We start from the raw sequence: 16,956 nt of genomic DNA, 5'->3' as shown, positions 1-16,956 counted from the left end.
TTCAGGGCTTCTGCTCAGCTCTCCCCCAGGCCGCTGACAGCCGCGCTCCCTAGCTTCGCTTCCCATGACGGGACAGGAGACGGCCCACGGGCCGAAACACAAACGGGATCTGACACGCCGCAAGGTCGTCGCCGCGGGCGCCGGCGCGGTGGTGGCGGCGGGCGTCGGCGGTGCGTTCGCGGCGGGTGCCTTCGCCGACGAGGAGACGGCGGCGGCCAGGGGGAAGACGGGCGGAACCTCGGGCGAGGCCTGCTACAGGCTGACCTCCGAGACGACCGAGGGCCCCTACTACATCGACGCCGACAAGCTCCGCCGGGACATCACCGAGGACCAGGAGGGCATTCCGCTCACCCTGCGACTGAAGGTGATCGACTCCGACACCTGCAAGCCCCTCGCGAACGCCGCCGTCGACATCTGGCACTGCAACGCGCTGGGCGTGTACTCCGGCTATGAGTCGATGGGCAGCGGGGGCGGTGGAGGAGGCGGTGGCGGTACGCCTCCCTCCGGTACTCCGACCGGTACGCCCTCCGGTACGCCGACCGGCACCCCCACGGGTGCGCCTCCGGGAGGCGGCGGTGGCGGTGGTGGGCACGAGGAGCCCACCGACGACGAGCGCTACCTGCGGGGCACGTGGCGGACGGACAAGAAGGGCGAGGTCGTGTTCCGTACGGTCTTCCCCGGCTGGTACCAGGGCCGCTGCGTGCACATCCACACCAAGGTGCATGTGCACGGCACCTGGACCGACGCGGGCTACGAGGGCGGCACGACCTGCCACACCGGGCAGCTCTTCTTCGACGAGGCGTCCGTGCTGGCCACGGCCGAGGTCGCGCCGTACTCCACCAACACCACGGCGCGCACGACCCTCGACGACGACACCATCTACCCGGGCAACGGCACCGAGGGCGGTCTGCTGAAGCTGAAGTACAGGAAGGGCGCGATCGCCGAGGGCGTCGTCGCCACGCTCACCATGGGCGTCGACCCCGAGGCCGCGCAGGACGGCACGGGGGACTCCGTCCAGCCGGGCGCGTCGGCCTCGGCGTCCGCGGGCTGAGGGAGACGGGTGAAGGGCGGACGGCTACACGACGTCCGCCCTTCATTCACATACATGGACTTCTACTCAACCCGTTGACCCGGGACGCAGGCCTCCCTAAGGTCCCTTCGAGAACGCGTACGTGATTGCTGTTCATGTACGTGTACAGCAAGGGAGACAACGATGTCAGACGCCGCGACAGCGATACCCGAGGCCGAGCAACGGGCGGTGGGCAAGTTCCTGCGCCGGATGCTCCCGATCCTGGTCCTGATGCTGCTGGTCAACCAGATGGACCGGACGAACGTGGGCTTCGTCCAGGACGAACTGCGGGCCGACGTCGGAGTCAGCGCCACCGCCTACGGCCTCGGGGCGGGCCTGTTCTTCATCGGGTACGCGCTCTTCGAAGTCCCCAGCAACATGTGGCTGGAGCGGTTCGGCGCCCGGGTCTGGCTGACCCGCATCATGATCACCTGGGGTCTGGTGATCGTGGCGATGTGCTTCATCCACAACGTGTGGATGTTCTACGGCCTGCGCTTCCTGCTCGGCGTCGCGGAGGCCGGCTTCTTCCCCGGAGTGCTGCTCTACTTCACCCAGTGGCTGCCGGACTCCAGCCGGGGCCGGGCCAGTGCGATCTTCCTGGGCGGCTCGGCGACGGCGTACATCGTGACCGGCCCGATCACGGGCGCGCTCCTGGAGCTGCACGGCGCGGGTGGCATCGCGGGCTGGCGCTGGATGTTCGCCCTGGAGGGCGCCTTCTCCATCCTGGTCGGTTTCATCGCCGGGTTCTTCCTGGTCTCCCGCATCCAGGACGCGAAGTGGCTCACGCAGGAGGAGAAGGACGCGCTGAGCGAGGCGGTGGCGCGGGACAAGGAGACACGGGACCGGGCGCCCTCGGTGTCCCGCATGAAGCTGATCTTCCACCCCCAGGTGGCCGTCCTGACCGCGGTCTTCTTCGCGATGGCGCTCACCGGCTACGCGATCACGTTCTGGCTGCCGAGCCTGGTGGAGGAGATCGGCGGGCTGTCGCCGTTCCAGATCGGGCTGCTCTCGGCGATCCCCTGGATCTGCGCGGTGATCGCGATGTACACGATGAGCCATTTCACGGACCGCGCCCCGGACCGCCGCCCCTACCTGGCGGTCGCCCTGGTCCTGTCCGCTATCGGCACCTTCCTCGCCACGCTCGGCTCCCCCTGGTTCGGCCTCGCCGCGCTCACTCTGGCGGCGGTGGGCGGCAAGTGCGCGGCCACCCTGTTCTGGCCGATGGCCCAGTCGGGCCTCGATCTGAAGATCGCGGCACCGGGGCTGGCCCTGGTCAACTCCATAGGAAACCTGGGCGGATTCGTCTCCCCCACGCTCTTCGGCTACCTGAAGGACACGACCGGCAGCACGAACGGGGGCCTGTACACCCTGTCGGCGGCGTCGATCCTGGCGGTGCTGGGGGTGGCGTTCGTGCGGCACACGCAGCGTGGCGAGCGGACGGGCTCGGGCGGGGACATCGCGGCGGTGACGGGGCAGCCGGTCGCGGGGGAGGCGCGCTGAGCGGAGCCGACGCGGCCCGGGGCCCGCTCCTTGTGAAGAGGGCGGGCCCAAGTCCTCGTCCTTCGGCTTGCCTTTGTCGCCGATCCTCCGTCGGTGAGCGGCCTGCGGCATAGGTTGGGTGAGTGATGACTACCGCACCGCAAGAGGCGTTTTTGCAGGCGTTCCACGCCGAGTACCCGGCCGTGACCGCAGAGGCGTTCGGCCGTGGCCGTGCTCCGGACGGCCGGTCAAGCTACGAGATACTGTGCGATCAGGTAGCTGGAAGCAGGCGCGTACTGGACCTCGGCTGCGGCGATGGCCTCCTGCTCGAGTTGCTGGCCCGGAGGGTCGGCAGGCAACTCGCGGGAGTGGACCTGTCCTCGCACTCCCTGGCGCTGGCACGACGCCGACCGGCGCTCTCCGGAGCGACGTTGGAACAGGGCCGGGCTCAGGAGCTTCCTTTTGCCGACGACAGCTTCGACGCCTGCGTTTCCCACATGGCACTGATGCTGATGAGTGAGATCGAGCAGGTCGCAGCCGAGGTTGCCCGGGTGTTGTCTCCCGGAGGGGTCCTGGCATGCGTGGTGGGAGGCGGGGCCGTGGGTGGCGAGGCCTTTGAACGGTTCCTCACGCTGTTGCGGCGCACTGTTGAGGAGACGCCGGCCTCGCAGCGCATCCCGGCACTGGGGGACAAGAGAACACGCAGTCGCGAGGGCCTCGATGAAGTCCTCGGACCAGCGGGTTTCGCGGCGGTGGGCTGGGAGACCGTTCCTGTCTGTCTGACCGGACCGGTGGAGCAGGTATGGGCTGCGGTGTCCGGCGTTTATGATCTCGGCCCACTCGATCGCGCAACGGTGGAGGGGCTGCGTAAGGCCTTCTTCGCCGAGGTGAGGGACCTGACGACGTCGGATGGGCACGTCCCCTGCGCCTTCAAGATCCACCTCGCAACGGCGCAACTGCGCTAGGCGGCACTTTCGATGAGGCGGCACGAGGCTTCCTTGGTGATCTCGAACTTGCCGGGGAGGTTGTCGTCCGCCGACTGAACGAAATCCCGCATGACCCGGTACAGGCGGGAGGCGCCCTGCTGTGCGTTCTCCGGGGCGATGGTCATGGCGCTCGCTCCTCGTCGTCTGTGCCCACGGGCAGGAATCGTCACGTTCATGCCAGGTGGCCCTCGGGGAGATCGGATCGGCAGTCGCGGCACCTGCCGGGGGCGGGAGCCCGGAAGGCACGGTCGCAGCCCTGGCAGTTCTGGAGGGGATGCCGGACGGCCGGTGGCGGCTCGGGCGCGTGGTACGGCGGCAGGGGCGGGAGCTGGGCCGTGAGGCGGTGGGCCAGGAGTGCGGCCGGGCGGCGCAGGGGCTCCGGCGGCAGGTCACTGGTCAGGGCGTGGCGTACGGCGGTAGGAGTGAGGTCGCGTTCCAGCCAGGCGGCGACACCGGGGGCGAGGTGTTCGGTGTCGGTGGCGGAGAGGAGGAGACGGGGGTCCGTGCGGCGGAGGCCGGCCAGGACCTCGGTGGCTGACTGGAGGAGCGTGGGGGAGCTGTACGCGGGCTTGGGCACTGCGGGGAGGGCGCGGGGGCGTGCGGGTGTCTGCTGCGGGGCGGTTGCCGTTCGGCGGGCCGGGAGCTTGGGCGGTGCCGCTTCGGGGGCGGCGCGGTCGCGGTGGCCGCGGGGCTGATTGCGGGAGACGGTGCGGGTGACGACGCGGCCGGTCGGCGTGCGTTCACGGGTGCGGCTCAGGTAGCCGTGGGTCTCCAGCTCGCGCAGGGCCGCTGCGATCCGGGTGGGGCCCTCGGGGAAGCGGGCGGCGAGGGACTTGATGTCGATGCTCGCGCCGGTGGGCAGCGACTGGATGTGGCAGGCCAGGCCGATCGCCAGGAGCGACAGGTCGGGGTGCTGCGTGAGGTGGTTGCCGATCACCGTGAAGCGGGTGGTGTGGCGGGTGTTGTCGTGGATGACGCCGCCGGGGTGGGCGTGCCCGCCGGTATGCCGGTGCGGGTGGTTTTTGCCGCTGTTACGGGACTGGGCGTGCGGGCGCACGCTAGGGTTTTGGGTGTCCATCGGGAAGGTTCTGCTTCCTTGGTGGTCAGGCCCTCGCATCGGGATGCCAGTCCCGGCGAGGGCCGTTGTATGTCTGGGGTTGGGTTGTGTCCGTGCCGCGTGGTGCTGCGCTGAGCGTAGGGCAGACAACCGGTGGCGAATCCAGCTCAGTTGGTGATGTTCACTCTCGGGAGTGAGCGTGCGCCGTGGGCGGGAGGGGTGGGGCTTGGTGCGGTTTCTTTCCCACTCGTGTTTCTTGGGGAAGACCGCCGACGGCACCGGAGCACACGCGGCCGGGTCACGGTGCGTGTGTCGTTTTCGCTGGTCAGGGGTTCGGTAGATCGAGTTCTGCCCATACGGTGTTGCGGGGGACCGGTCCGGGCTGCACGCCCCAGCGGTCGGCCAGGGCCTCGACGAGGAGGAGGCCGCGTCCTGACTCGGCGTCGGGGGCGAGCGGGCGATGGCGGGGGAGGTCGTCGCCACGGGTGTCCGTGACCTCGATGCGGAGGGTCGTGCGGCGGTCCAGCAGGGCGAGGCGGAAGTCGCGTCCGGGGAGCCGCCCGTGGGTTGCGGCGTTCGCGGCGAGTTCGGCGACGAGGTGTTCGGCGGCCTCGGTGACCCGTGAGGCACCTCCCGGGTGCGCATCCACTCCGTGGCGAGGAGCCGGGCGAGGCGGGCACCGCGCGGTGTGGACGACAGCAGGACGCTGAAGTGCTCGGTCGGCGAGAGAAGTTGGGTGGACTTTTCCTGATTCACGTCACTGAGCGTGGCGGTGCGTGCCTACCGTGAACAGTGACAGTGCTGCTGCACAACGTCGTGCTTCAGGTGATGCCGTTGAACTGCGAGACCCACTCCGGCATGGACGGCAAGATCGAGCTACTGAAGTTCGCGGACGGTTCCGCCGTGGGACGCTCCGATGGTGCGTTCAACGGCCGGCCGACCTCCGATCCCAAACACCTGCGCATCCTTTGAGCTGCGGTACGGCACCATCCGGGCCCAGGCGCTCTCACCACGGGAGTCGCTGGCCTTCGTCGAGCAACTGCTGGGAGAGACATGATCCGCAAGACCGCCGCTGGGGACGCCTCCGGGCTGGTGTGGTTCAAGAGCAGCTACAGCGGCGGAAATGACGGCAACTCCTGCGTCGAGCTCGCCGTCACCCCCGGCACCGTGCATGTTCGCGACTCCAAGAACGCCGAAGGCCCCCGTCTGGCGATCACGCCCGGCGCGTGGGCGGACTTCGTGGCCCACGCTTCGGTGCGCTGACCGGGTGGGCTCCGGACCTCTGGGGCCCCTACCCCTCAGTGTCGACCTCTGCGGTGAACAGTTCCTCCGGTGTGTCCACCGTGGTGGCGCGGTCGAGACAGCGAGTGAGGGTGTCGGCGTCCGGACACAGGTGGAGGGGGCGGAAGACCTCCTTGGGGACCGTGATGTCACGAGTCTCCAAGAGCCGCTGGACCGCGCCGGCCAACGCCGCCTTGTATCCGGCGGTGTACCCGCGGACCCATTCCTCGTCCTCGTGTTCGTCATCGAGCCGGTTGTCCACCCGGGCCCGGATGCGGGCCATGTCCTGGAGGGAGAGGGAGCCTTGCTGTCTCAGTTCCTCCAGTCCGGAACGGAAATCGCCCATTACTCGCTCCGGCGGAATGCCCAAGCCCATGCATGTCAGCGTGAACCGGAGCAAGTCGTGAAGTTCCGGTGCGGCGTCCGGATCGTCGATCACGATCGCCCCGGGGTCAGGTCTCGGTCCGGTCCGCGGCGGGCGCCGCGTCCTCGACGAAGAGTTCGTCGACGCTCTGCACGTGGGGCGTCCGGTCCAGCCAGCGGTTCAGGAGGTCGAGGTCGGTACAACCGGCGATGCGGTCCCGGGCCTCCTGGGGGACCGAGACGCCTCGTGCTTCGAGGAAGCGGAGAATGGCCTTGGCTTCGCCTCTGGCCTCGCCCTCGAGATAAGCCTTCTCCATCACCGTGCCCCGGCCGGGGAAGTAGTTGACGAACGTCACGATGTCCCTCCATTTGTCTCCGGCGGGGGTGTCCCCCAACGCCGAGTCGAGAAACTGAAAGAAGTAGCTGGCGGCGTTCCAGTCCATCCCTGCGAGGGCACGGCCCAGTGCGTCCAGTATGGCGTCGATGTGGGGGCTGTTGGCGTGAGCCAGAGCGGAGAACACGGCCATCGCCGGCTTCTCCGCCGCCGTCCTCGGATCGGTGATCACCGGGAGGTTGTCCGGTCCGACGACCAAGGGGTACGTCATCTGGGCGATCCAGCCCCGCGTGCCGCAGGAGAAGGGGCCGGTCGCCCACTTGGTCGTCGCCCGGTCGCGGCAGACGACGAGCAGGAGAACCGGCAGGCCGTACTTTGCCTGGAGGTAGGAGACGTAGTAGGGCCAGCTCGACTCCTTCTTGGTGTCCCTTCTCTCCTGCGCCTCGACCGCGAGCAGAAAGTCCTCCCCGTCGGACGGGCCGATGCGCAGCACGGTGTCGATGTGGCGTGCCAGGGGCCTGGCTTCCGTCACGTCGGTGCCGATCGCGTAGACGGCCGCCTTCTCGGGGAACGCGATGCCCAGCACCCCGAAGACCGGGGAAAGGATCTCAGGCCGCTCCTGAAAGATCCGATGCATGCCTTCATGGGCTGATGTGACCATGTGGGCTATGTAAGTGGGCGGAAGACCGTATTTCCGGCGGACGGAAGGCGTTCACTCTTTCGAGCCTGGGAGAAACGTTCCGGGGCTACCCAGCCACGAACTGCGTCAGGATCGCCTGGACCTCGTAGATGTCGACGCCCTTGGTGAAGGTCTTCTGGATCGGGAGCTGGGAGCCGGAGAGCCAGATCTTCAGCTCGGCGTCCAGGTCGAAGGTGCCGGCCGTTTCCACCGCGAAGTGGGTGATGCTGCGGTAGGGGACCGAGTGGTACTCGACCTTCTTGCCGGTGATGCCCTGCTTGTCGATCAGGATCAGTCGGCGGTCGGTGAAGAGGATGGTGTCGCGGATCAGCAGGAACGCGGCGTGGACCTGCTCGCCGTGGCCGAGGAGGCGGGCGTAGTCCTGCTGGGCCGACTGCGGGTTCACGGTGTGTGCGTTGCCGAACAGTGCCATGGAAACCCCCGTGGTGAGTCGCGGCGGCCGGGTGGCCGTCCTGGTGCGATCTTCGCAAAGCGCAGGGCCCGGGAGAAGGCTCTCGCTCTCCCGGGCCCTGTGCTGTAGCCGGCGTGTTACGACCGTTACGCGGCCGACTCGCCGCCGAAGCGCTCCTTGTACGACTCCAGGTCCTCGTCCGTGAGCTTGGCGAACAGGACCGGCGGGATGGTGAAGGGGGTGCCGGCCGGGACGGTGGTGAGGGACTTCGCCTCTTCCTGGGTGACCCAGGTCGCCGTGTCGTTCTCCAGGGAGAACGCCTCGCGCATCTTCTTCGCCGACGTCGGGATGAACGGCTCGGAGACCACGGCGTAGAGGTGGATCAGGTTCATCGCCGTACGCAGGGTGAGCGCGGCGCCCTCGGGGTTGGTCTTGATCTCCAGCCAGGGGGCCTTCTCCTCCAGGTAGGAGTTGCCCGCCGACCACAGGGCGCGCAGCGCGGCCGCGGCCTTGCGGAACTGGATGGCCTCCATCTGGGACTCGTACTCCGCGAGCAGGCGGGCGATCTCCTCGCCCAGCTTCGTCTCCGCCTCGCCGGGCTCGGCGCCTGCCGGGACCTCCTCGCCGAAGCGCTTCTTGGAGAAGGACAGAACGCGGTTGACGAAGTTGCCGAGGGTGTCGGCGAGGTCCTTGTTGACCGTGGCGGTGAAGTGCTCCCAGGTGAAGGACGAGTCGTCCGACTCCGGGGCGTTCGCCATCATGAAGTAGCGCCAGTAGTCGGCGGGCAGGATGTCGAGGGCGTCGTGCGTGAAGACGCCCCGGCGCTGGGACGTGGAGAACTTGCCGCCGTAGTAGTTCAGCCAGTTGAAGGCCTTGATGACGTCGACCTTCTTCCACGGGGCGCGGGTGCCCAGCAGGGTCGCCGGGAACATCACGCTGTGGAAGGGGACGTTGTCCTTGCCCATGAACTGCGTGTAGTGGACGTTCGCGTCCGACTCCCACCACCAGGAGCGCCAGTCGCGGTTCTCCGGGTCCTGGTCCGCCCACTCCTTCGTCGCGCCGATGTACTCGATCGGGGCGTCGAACCAGACGTAGAAGACCTTGCCCTCCGCGGCGAGGTCCGGCCAGGTGTCGGCGGGGACCGGGACGCCCCAGTCCAGGTCACGGGTGATCGCGCGGTCGTGCAGGCCCTCCGTCAGCCACTTGCGGGCGATGGAGGACGCGAGGACGGGCCAGTTGTCGGCGCGCTCGTCGACCCACGCCTCCACCTCGCCGGCGAGCGCCGACTGGAGGAGGAAGAGGTGCTTGGTCTCGCGGACCTCCAGGTCGCTGCTGCCGCTGATCGCGGAGCGGGCGTCGATGAGGTCGGTCGGGTCCAGGACGCGCGTGCAGTTCTCGCACTGGTCGCCGCGGGCCTTGTCGTAGCCGCAGTGCGGGCAGGTGCCGATGATGTAGCGGTCGGGCAGGAAGCGGCCGTCGGCGATCGAGTACACCTGGCGGATCGAACGCTCCTCGATGAAGCCGTTCGCCTTCAGCTCGCGGGCGATCTCCTGCGTGATCTCGTGGTTCTGCGGGGAGGAGCTGCGGCCGAAGTAGTCGAAGGCCAGGTTGAAGCCGTCGTAGATCGCCTTCTGCTGGTGGTGCGCGTCCGTGCAGAACTCGTCCACGGGGACGCCCTGCTCCTTGGCGGCGAGCTCGGCGGGGGTGCCGTGCTCGTCGGTCGCGCAGATGTAGAGGACCTCGTGGCCCCGCTGGCGGAGGTACCGGGAGTAGACGTCCGCCGGGAGCATGGACCCCACCATGTTGCCCAGGTGCTTGATCCCGTTGATGTACGGAAGGGCGCTGGTGATGAGGTGACGAGCCATCGCGGGCTGCTCCCAAGTCGCTACGTGGGGTGACGATCTCGTGGTCGGGGTCGTCTACGAACCTTGAAATCGTAGCTGACACGGGTACGCCGCCCGCCTCCCCTTTTACGGGGTGGGAAGCGGGCGGCGTCGTGAGCGGTGGACGGCTACGGGCGCCAGTTCGCCAGTACGCCCTCGTAGAGCTCCTTGTCCGTGAGCTCGCGGGGGGTTTCGCCGGCGAGGAAGTGGGACGTGTTGGGGGTCTTGAGCTTGCGGAGGTAGTCGAAGGCCTTGTTCTCCGGGTCTCCGAAGGCGACGAAGGAGAAGAAGACGGAGGGGTGGGTCTCGGCGGCGTCGGTGAGGGCCTGGGTGGCCGGGGTCTTCGCGTCCGGGGCGCCGTCGGTCTGGAAGACCACGAGGGCGGGGGTGGCGGGGTCCGCCGCGGTCTTGTCGTGGTGGGCGAGGACGGCTTCGACGGCTGCGTGGTAGCTGGTGCGGCCCATGCGGCCGAGGCCGGCATGCAGCTCGTCGATCTTGTTCTCGTGGTCGGTGAGGGTGATCTCGCCGGTGCCGTCGAGTTCGGTGGAGAAGAAGACGACCGGGACGGTTGCCTCGGGGTCGAGGTGGGCCGCGAGGGCGAGGGTCTGTTCGGCGAGGGCCTGGGCGGAGCCGTCCTTGTAGTACGGGCGCATCGACGCGGAGCGGTCGAGGACGAGGTAGACCTTGGCGCGGGTGCCGGTGAGGTCGTTCTTCTCGAGGGCGGTGGTGGCGGCCTTGTAGGCGGTGGTCAGGCCCGGGGCACGGGTCTTGACGCGGGTGAGGGGGAGGGCGGGGCCGGCTTCGGCGTCAGCCTCCGGCTTCGGTTCGGCGTCAGCCTTCGGCTTGGCCTCGGGCTTCGGTTCGGCGTCAGCTTCCGGCTTGGCCTCGGGCTTCGGTTCGGCGTCAGCTTCCGGCTTGGCCTCGGGCTTCGGTTCGGCGTCAGCTTCCGGATCGGCCTGGGGCTTCGGCTTGTCCTCGGCCTTCGGTGTGGCCTTCCGCTTCGGCTCGGGCTTGGCCTCGGCTTCGCCTTCGGCCGCCTTGTTCCCGCCCGCACCACCCGTGCTGCTTTCGTCGTCGGGTGCGGGTGGCCCCTGTGGGGCCGGGTCACCGTCGGCGGCCGCGGGTTCGAGGGCGGTCGCCTCGGCTGCGGCCTTCGGTGCGGCCGTCTTCGGTGCGGCCTTGGCCTTCGGCTCGGGTTCCTGCGTGGCCTTGGCCTTCGGTGCGGCCGTCTTCGGTGCGGTCTCGGTCTTCGGCTCGGGTTCCTCCGTGGCCTTGGCCTCTGCGGACGCCTTCGGCTCGGCCGTCTTCTTCGCGGCCTTCGGCTCGGCCTCGGCCTTCGGCTCGGCCGTCTTCTTCGCGGCCTTCGGCTCGGCCTCGGCCTTCGGCTCGGCCGTCTTCTTCGCGGCCTTCGGCTCGGCCTCGGCCTTCGCGTCCCTCGGTGCCGTGGTGTCGGTCGCCGCCGGGCTGACCTCCGGCTTCTCGGCCGTCTCGGTGGTTGCGGTCGGCCTGGCCTCCGCGGTCGGCTCCTCCACCGGCGCCGGTGCCGGCTTCTCAGCCGTGGCCTCGTCCAGAACCGCAGGCTCCTCGGCGACCGGCGTCTCTGCCGAAGCCGTCGCCTTCGAAGCCGCTTCCGCTTCCATCGCCGCCGTCGAAGCCGCCGCCGTCGAAGCCGCCTCCGTCGAAGCCGCCCCCGCTTCCGTCGCCCTCGCCTCCGTCGCGTTGTCCGCGACGGTCGACTCCGCCGTTTCCGGCGCCCCGGCGGCAGCCGTCCTCTCGGTGGCCGCGGCGGTGTCCGGCTTCTCCCCGGCCGTCGGTTCCTCGGCCGTCGGCCTCGGGGTGCTCTCCGTCGAGTCGGCGGGGCGCGGGACCGCGACCTTGTCGAAGGCCGCCGAGACGAGGTCATGTTCGTCGTCGCGAGGTTCGGGAACGTTCGCCGTCGGTCCCGGAGTGGGTTCCGGGGAGGGGGACGGGACCTTGGGGGCCGCCGCGGGGGCCGGCGGAGTGTCCTCGGAGGTCGTCGGTACCGTCGGCGTGGTCTGCGTCGCACCCTCCGCCTCGGCGGTTTGTGTCTTGCGGGATCGTCCGAACGCGTTCCGCAACCGAGTGAGAATGCCCATGTGCGCGCAACCCTTCGCGTGAGTTGAAGCCCGTCAATCCCTGGCCAGGACGGACACGTAAGGTTAGCGGCCCTCCTGTGTGATCTTGGGCAGGGTCTGTTGTGCCAGGTTCACCTTGTCAAGGGGACATCCGGTCCGCGCAGGTGTCGCCGGGCTGAATCGCCACAACACCCGTACGTCACCCGTGGGTTCAACCGTTGTTCACCCGGGCGCCCGGCTGTCGCACACATGCGCCCCTACGGTCACGTGGACACCAAGGGCACCCATGGGGAGAGTAAAGTGCGCAAGCTGCTGCCGTTGATCGGAACACCGTCCGGTTCGCACCCCGGCGGCCGGTCCGCCATGACCTGTCGTTTCCGGTGTGGTGACGCCTGCTTCCACGAGGTGCCCAACACCAGCACCAACGAGTACGTCGGTGACGTGATCGCCGGTGCGCTGAGCCGCCGGTCGATGATGCGCGCCGCGGCCGTGGTGACCGTGGCCGCCGCGGGGGCGGGTGCCGCCGGTGTCGTACAGGCTCCGCGGGCCGCCGCCGCACCGGCCACCGGCCCGTCCGCGGCTGCCGCCTCCGAGGCGGCCCGGCGCAAGCACAAGGGCGCGCGCGGGCTGCGCTTCGCGCCCGTCGCGCCCAACACCGCCGACGCGGTGACCGTGCCGGAGGGGTACCGGCAGAACGTCGTCATCCGGTGGGGCGAGCCCATCCTGCGCGGTGCGCCCGCCTTCGACCCGGAGAAGCAGACCGCGAAGGCCCAGGCCGCGCAGTTCGGGTACAACTGCGACTTCCTGGCTCTGCTGCCGCTGCCCGGAGAGCGCGGGCGGCAGCTGCTCGTCGCCAACCACGAGTACACCGACGAGATCCTGATGTTCCGCGGGTACGACGCCGCCAACCCGACCCGGGAGCAGGTCGAGGTCGCCTGGGCCGCGCACGGGCTGTCCGCCGTCGTGGTGGAGGAGGACCGCAGGAGCGGCAGGCTCACTCCCGTCCCCCGGCATCGGCTGAACCGGCGGGTCACCGCCACCACCGCGTTCCGGCTCACCGGGCCCGTCGCCGGGTCCGACCTCGTGAAGACCTCCGCCGACCCGACCGGCACCAGGGTGCTGGGCACCCTCAACAACTGCTCCGGCGGCGTCACCCCGTGGGGCACGACCCTGCACGGCGAGGAGAACTTCAACCAGTACTTCGCCAACAGCGGCCGGGCGACCGACAAGCGCTACGGGATCGGCACCGGGGCGTCCGAGCGGAAATGGGAGAGGTTCGACCAGCGCTTCGACGTCGCCCAGGAGCCGAACGAGGTCCACCGGTTCGGGTACGTGGTGGAGTTCGATCCGTACGATCCCGAGTCCACGCCCCGCAAGCACACCGCTCTCGGGCGGTTCAAGCACGAGGCGGCCACCGTGCGGCTCACGCACGACGGGCGGCCGGTCGTGTACTCCGGTGACGACGAACGGTTCGACTACTTCTACAAGTTCGTCGGCAGCAAGCGGATGAAGCGAGGCTCCTCCCGGGCCGTGCGCGAGCACAACCTCTCCCTCCTCGACGAGGGCACGCTGTACGTCGCCAAGCTCACCGGTGACTCGCCCGCCCTCGAGATCGACGGCACGGGCAGGCTGCCGAAGGACGGCGAGTTCGACGGCGGCGGCGAGTGGATCCCGCTGGCCACCGCCACCGCCGAGGGCGCCGTCTCGCACGTGGAGGGGATGAGCGCCGAGGAGGTGTTCGTCTTCACGCGGCTCGCCGGTGACAAGGTGGGGGCGACCAAGATGGACCGGCCCGAGGACATCGAGCCCAACCCGGTGACCGGCAAGGTCTACGTCGCGCTGACCAACAACACCAACCGGGGCGTCGGCTCCAACGCCAAGGCGGACGAGGCCAACCCGCGCAGTGCCAACAAGCACGGGCACGTCCTGGAGCTCACCGAGCGGTGGAACCGGCCCGAGAGCACCCGGTTCGCCTGGTCGCTGTTCCTGGTCGCGGGTGACCCGGAGGACCCGGCGACCTACTTCGCCGGGTTCCCGAAGGACGCGGTCAGCCAGATCTCCTGCCCGGACAACGTGGCGTTCGACCCCCACGGCAACCTGTGGATCTCCACCGACGGTGCCCAGCTCGGCTCGCACGACGGCCTGTTCGGCGTGGCCACCCGGGGCGAGCGGCGCGGTGAGCTGAAGCAGTTCCTGACCGTGCCGAAGGGCGCCGAGACCTGCGGCCCGATCATCCAGGACCGGCGCGTTCTCGTCTCCGTGCAGCACCCGGGCGAGATCGACGGCGCCTCGGTGGAGAAGCCGGCCAGCGCCTGGCCCGACGGGCCGGGCACGTACGTCCGGCCGGCGGTCGTGGCCGTGTGGCGTGCCGACGGGCGCGACATCGGCGTCTGAGCCGTCCGGCGGCAGAGGTCCGTAAGGGAGAGCGGTTCACGGAAGGGCCGGGCTCGGGGGTCGGAGAGGGCCCCCGGGGTCCAGCCAGTCCCGCTCCAGCCACTCCCGGTAGGCCGGTGCCTGCCGGGCCACCTCCCCGTAGGCCTCCTCCAGCGCGGGGTAGACGCCGTCGAGGTCGGTCTCCGTGCGGGCCGCGGCGAGCAGCCGTACGCCGAGCGGGTCGCCCTTGAGGCGGCGTACCGCCATGTCGGGGCGGGGGGTGCGGGTCGGCTGGCAGACGGTGACGACCTCGCCGGTCGCGACCAGGGCGTCGGCCGTGTGGTAGTCGCCGTGCAGGACATGGGGGCTGACGCGGGCGGCGCGGAACATCCGCTGGACGGCGTCCCATTCGCCGTCGACGGTGGGGTCGATCATCCAGCGGTCGCCGGCCAGGTCGGCCAGGTCGACCTCCTGCTTCACGGCCGCCGGATGGTCGACGGGCAGGGACACGCACTGCGGTTCGCGCTCCACCAGGACGCGTAGCCGGAGCTCCGCGGGGATGCGCAGCGGGCAGCCCTCCACCTCGTGCACGAAGGCGACGTCGAGCTGGCCGTCGGCGACCATGCGGAGCAGGGCGTTGGGCGAGACGTTCATGTGGAGGCTGGGGTTCCGGCCGTGCGCGCGCAGCCGGCGCAGCCAGCCCGCCAGGGCCTTGCTCGCCGTCGAGCCGATGCGGAGCTCGGCGCCGCCGGACGCCGCCGCCCTCGCCTCGGTGACCAGCAGGTGCAGGTCGGCCATGAGCGGGCGGGCGCGGCTCAGCACCAGGCGGCCGAGCGGGGTGGGACGGCAGCCGGTGTGGGAGCGCAGGAAGAGCGGTCCGCCCAGCTCCTGCTCGATGCGGCGCAGTTGTGTGCTCAACGACGGCTGGGCGACGCCCAGCTGCCGGGCGGCGCGGTGCAGACTGCCGGTGTCGGCTATGGCGCACAGCGCGCGGAGGTGCCTCACCTCGAGCTCCATGCTCTGTGAGGCTAAAGCGGAATCGCGGCGTTAACCAGCCACATAATTCATCGCTAAACCAGGTGAATTGGGCAGCCGATAGCGCGGCCCTATCCCCGGTTGCCATCATCACAGGCACCGCACAGGCATCGAGACTCACCGGTGAGACTCAACCCCACCCAAGGAGTCCTCGATGCGAAAGTCCCTTTCCTCCCTGGCGGTTCTCGGCCTCGGCCTCACCATGGCCGGACTCGGAACGGCTTCCCCCGCCGCGGCGTCCCCGGTCGCGGAGCCCCACGCCGGGTTCGTCGCCCCGTCGGCCCCGTCGGCCCGGTCCGCCGACTCCGACGCGAGCAGAGCCTTCTTCCAGGCGGTCCTGAAGTCCGTCGCCGAGAAGCGCGCCGAGAACCCGAGTGCCACCGCGGCCGTCACCGTCGTCTACGACGCCTCCCGCGCGCCCACGTTCAGCGCCCAGATAGCGCGCAGCACCCAGATATGGAACAGCTCGGTGTCGAACGTGAAGCTCCAGTCGGGCTCCGCCTCGGCGGCCGACTTCAGCTACCGGGAGGGCAACGACTCCCGCGGCTCGTACGCCTCCACCGACGGCCACGGCAGCGGCTACATCTTCCTGGACTACCGCCAGAACCAGCAGTACGACTCCACGCGGGTCACCGCCCACGAGACCGGTCACGTCCTCGGTCTGCCCGACCACTACTCGGGCCCGTGCAGTGAGCTGATGTCCGGCGGCGGGCCCGGCCCGTCCTGCACCAACGCCGTCCCGAACGCGACCGAGCGGTCCCGTGTCAACCGCCTGTGGGCCAACGGCTTCGCGGCGGCGATGGACAAGGCCCTGGAGAAGTCGGCCCGCTGAGGCCCCCACGCGGATACGGCCGCCCCGCTCCAGCGCGGGGCGGCCGTATCCGCGTGCACGGAGAGGCACCGGGTCAGCGGGGCTCGTGGAGTGTGAGGTCCGTGACGACCGCCCGGTGGTCGGTGTCGGCCAGGTCCAGGATGCGGGTGCGGCTCGCCCCGAACTCCTCCGACACCAGCACGTGGTCGATCTGGGCGCCGAGCGTGGGCGCCGTCCGGGCCGGCCAGGTGGCCGTGCGGTCGGCGCCGTCCAGGCGGGAGGCGTCGCGCAGGCCGGTGTCGAGGATGCGGCGGAAGGCGGCGTGGTCCTGGGAGGCGTTGAAGTCGCCGGCCAGGACCAGGGGGGTGCCCGGGTCGGTGGTGGCCGCGTCGCGCAGGGCGCCCAGCTCCCGGCGCCAGAGGTCCACCTGGCCGGGCAGCGGGGGCATGGGGTGGGCGAGTTGCAGCCGTACGGCGTGCCCGTCGACGTCGGCGACCGCCGCGGGCATGCCCATCGTGCCGCGCACGCCCTCGGCGGGCCGCAGCGGGAAGCGGCTGAGGATGACGGAGCCCTCGGAGCCGCCGCCCTCCACGGCCCGGCGGTGCGGGTAGCCCTGGGAGAGGTCCCGCTTCAGCAGCGCGTCGCACGCGTAGTCGCACTCCTCCACGAACACCACGTCCGGTTTCTCGCGGCGTACGGCGGCGACGAGGGAGGCGGTGCCCTGGCCGAACTCGACGTTGGAGGTCAGCACCCGCAGCTCGGCGACCGGCCGGCCCGAGGGGTCGTCGGTCTTGCCGTACGGCTCGATGAACCAGGCCAGCAGGCCGAGCAGCACGACTCCCCACACCGTTCCCGGCCACCAGCGGGACAGCAGTGTGAGCAGCAGCCCGAGGGCGGTGGGGACGAGCAGCCAGGGGAGGAAGGCGAGGAACTGAGGGACGGGCGTGATGCCGTCGCTGTCGGCGGTGCGGAAGCCGACGACCACGCTCACCCCGGTGAACAGCAGGCCCGCACACCAGGCGCCGGACCGCCGTCCGGGCGGGCGGTGCTCGCGCCCGTCGTCCCTGGCGGTCCACTCGGCAGCGGCGGTGTCCAAGG

General features: G+C 70.0%; 15 protein-coding genes and 2 pseudogenes. 7 read left to right on the top strand and 10 right to left on the bottom strand.

Features of this window, described 5'->3' with window-relative positions; translation table 11 throughout:
- Positions 1-64: 64 nt before the first annotated feature.
- The 3 genes from BJ965_RS18515 to BJ965_RS18505 all read left to right on the top strand — a co-directional run bounded on the left by BJ965_RS18515 (position 65) and on the right by BJ965_RS18505 (position 3,513).
- On the top strand, positions 65-1,051 hold the full coding sequence (locus BJ965_RS18515) for an intradiol ring-cleavage dioxygenase (protein WP_184909684.1): 987 nt from the start codon (positions 65-67) through the stop codon (positions 1,049-1,051).
- A gap of 162 nt (positions 1,052-1,213) precedes the next feature.
- A complete protein-coding gene (locus tag BJ965_RS18510; RefSeq protein ID WP_184909683.1) occupies positions 1,214-2,569 on the top strand; it encodes an MFS transporter in 1,356 nt (451 codons plus the stop codon).
- 125 nt (positions 2,570-2,694) lie between these two features.
- The gene (locus tag BJ965_RS18505) at positions 2,695-3,513 is read left to right on the top strand and encodes a class I SAM-dependent methyltransferase (protein WP_184909682.1); all 819 of its coding nucleotides are present in this window, start codon (positions 2,695-2,697) and stop codon (positions 3,511-3,513) included.
- 29 nt (positions 3,514-3,542) lie between these two features.
- On the opposite strand, the pseudogene BJ965_RS18500 reads toward BJ965_RS18505, so the two are convergent.
- The 3 genes and pseudogenes from BJ965_RS18500 to BJ965_RS39410 all read right to left on the bottom strand — a co-directional run.
- Positions 3,543-3,659 (bottom strand): annotated as a pseudogene (locus tag BJ965_RS18500) (Uma2 family endonuclease); the annotation flags it as partial.
- A 47-nt stretch (positions 3,660-3,706) separates the two neighbouring features.
- Complete coding sequence (locus BJ965_RS18495) at positions 3,707-4,612, bottom strand: helix-turn-helix domain-containing protein (protein ID WP_184909681.1); 906 nt, start codon at positions 4,610-4,612, stop codon at positions 3,707-3,709.
- Positions 4,613-4,916: 304 nt separating this feature from the next.
- Positions 4,917-5,240: an ATP-binding protein gene (locus BJ965_RS39410; RefSeq protein WP_313666955.1), complete on the bottom strand. Its 324-nt coding sequence runs from the start codon at positions 5,238-5,240 to the stop codon at positions 4,917-4,919.
- A 155-nt stretch (positions 5,241-5,395) separates the two neighbouring features.
- On the opposite strand from BJ965_RS39410, the pseudogene BJ965_RS18485 reads away from it, so the two are divergent.
- Together BJ965_RS18485 and BJ965_RS18480 are read left to right on the top strand one after the other, a co-directional pair.
- Positions 5,396-5,648, top strand: a pseudogene (locus tag BJ965_RS18485) (Scr1 family TA system antitoxin-like transcriptional regulator); the annotation flags it as partial.
- Positions 5,645-5,854, top strand: coding sequence for a DUF397 domain-containing protein (locus BJ965_RS18480; RefSeq protein WP_184909680.1), 210 nt, complete (start codon positions 5,645-5,647; stop codon positions 5,852-5,854). The pseudogene BJ965_RS18485 and the gene BJ965_RS18480, both read left to right, overlap by 4 nt.
- Before the next feature lie 28 nt (positions 5,855-5,882).
- Here BJ965_RS18480 and BJ965_RS18475 read toward each other — a convergent pair whose 3' ends face one another.
- From BJ965_RS18475 to BJ965_RS18455, 5 genes are all read right to left on the bottom strand, one after another.
- A complete protein-coding gene (locus tag BJ965_RS18475) occupies positions 5,883-6,311 on the bottom strand; it encodes a hypothetical protein (protein ID WP_184909679.1) in 429 nt (142 codons plus the stop codon).
- 13 nt (positions 6,312-6,324) lie between these two features.
- Positions 6,325-7,206, bottom strand: coding sequence for a hypothetical protein (locus tag BJ965_RS18470; protein ID WP_184909678.1), 882 nt, complete (start codon positions 7,204-7,206; stop codon positions 6,325-6,327).
- Between the two features lie 109 nt (positions 7,207-7,315).
- On the bottom strand, positions 7,316-7,681 hold the full coding sequence (locus BJ965_RS18465) for a PH domain-containing protein (protein WP_184909677.1): 366 nt from the start codon (positions 7,679-7,681) through the stop codon (positions 7,316-7,318).
- A gap of 125 nt (positions 7,682-7,806) precedes the next feature.
- On the bottom strand, positions 7,807-9,525 hold the full coding sequence (gene metG, locus BJ965_RS18460; protein WP_184909676.1) for a methionine--tRNA ligase: 1,719 nt from the start codon (positions 9,523-9,525) through the stop codon (positions 7,807-7,809).
- Positions 9,526-9,671: 146 nt separating this feature from the next.
- A complete protein-coding gene (locus tag BJ965_RS18455) occupies positions 9,672-11,660 on the bottom strand; it encodes a VWA domain-containing protein (protein WP_184909675.1) in 1,989 nt (662 codons plus the stop codon).
- A gap of 279 nt (positions 11,661-11,939) precedes the next feature.
- Between BJ965_RS18455 and BJ965_RS18450 the strand changes: the two genes are divergently transcribed.
- Entirely contained in the window at positions 11,940-14,033 is a 2,094-nt protein-coding gene (locus BJ965_RS18450; RefSeq protein ID WP_184917301.1) for a PhoX family protein, read from the top strand.
- Between the two features lie 36 nt (positions 14,034-14,069).
- On the opposite strand, the gene BJ965_RS18445 is transcribed toward BJ965_RS18450, so the two are convergent.
- Positions 14,070-15,029, bottom strand: a complete 960-nt coding sequence (locus BJ965_RS18445; RefSeq protein ID WP_184909674.1) for a LysR family transcriptional regulator — start codon at positions 15,027-15,029, stop codon at positions 14,070-14,072.
- Positions 15,030-15,201: 172 nt separating this feature from the next.
- Between BJ965_RS18445 and snpA the strand changes: the two genes are divergently transcribed.
- Positions 15,202-15,879 carry a snapalysin gene (gene snpA, locus BJ965_RS18440; RefSeq protein ID WP_184909673.1) on the top strand — a complete coding sequence of 226 codons (678 nt, stop codon included), beginning with the start codon at positions 15,202-15,204 and terminating at the stop codon, positions 15,877-15,879.
- Between the two features lie 73 nt (positions 15,880-15,952).
- On the opposite strand, the gene BJ965_RS18435 is transcribed toward snpA, so the two are convergent.
- Entirely contained in the window at positions 15,953-16,954 is a 1,002-nt protein-coding gene (locus tag BJ965_RS18435) for an endonuclease/exonuclease/phosphatase family protein (protein WP_246545925.1), read from the bottom strand.
- Positions 16,955-16,956 lie beyond the last annotated feature (2 nt).

Source organism: Streptomyces luteogriseus (assembly GCF_014205055.1).
GTDB classification, from domain to species: domain Bacteria; phylum Actinomycetota; class Actinomycetes; order Streptomycetales; family Streptomycetaceae; genus Streptomyces; species Streptomyces luteogriseus.
The sequence above is the reverse complement of the archived record's forward strand: the minus strand, read 5'-3'. Positions and strand labels throughout refer to the sequence as shown.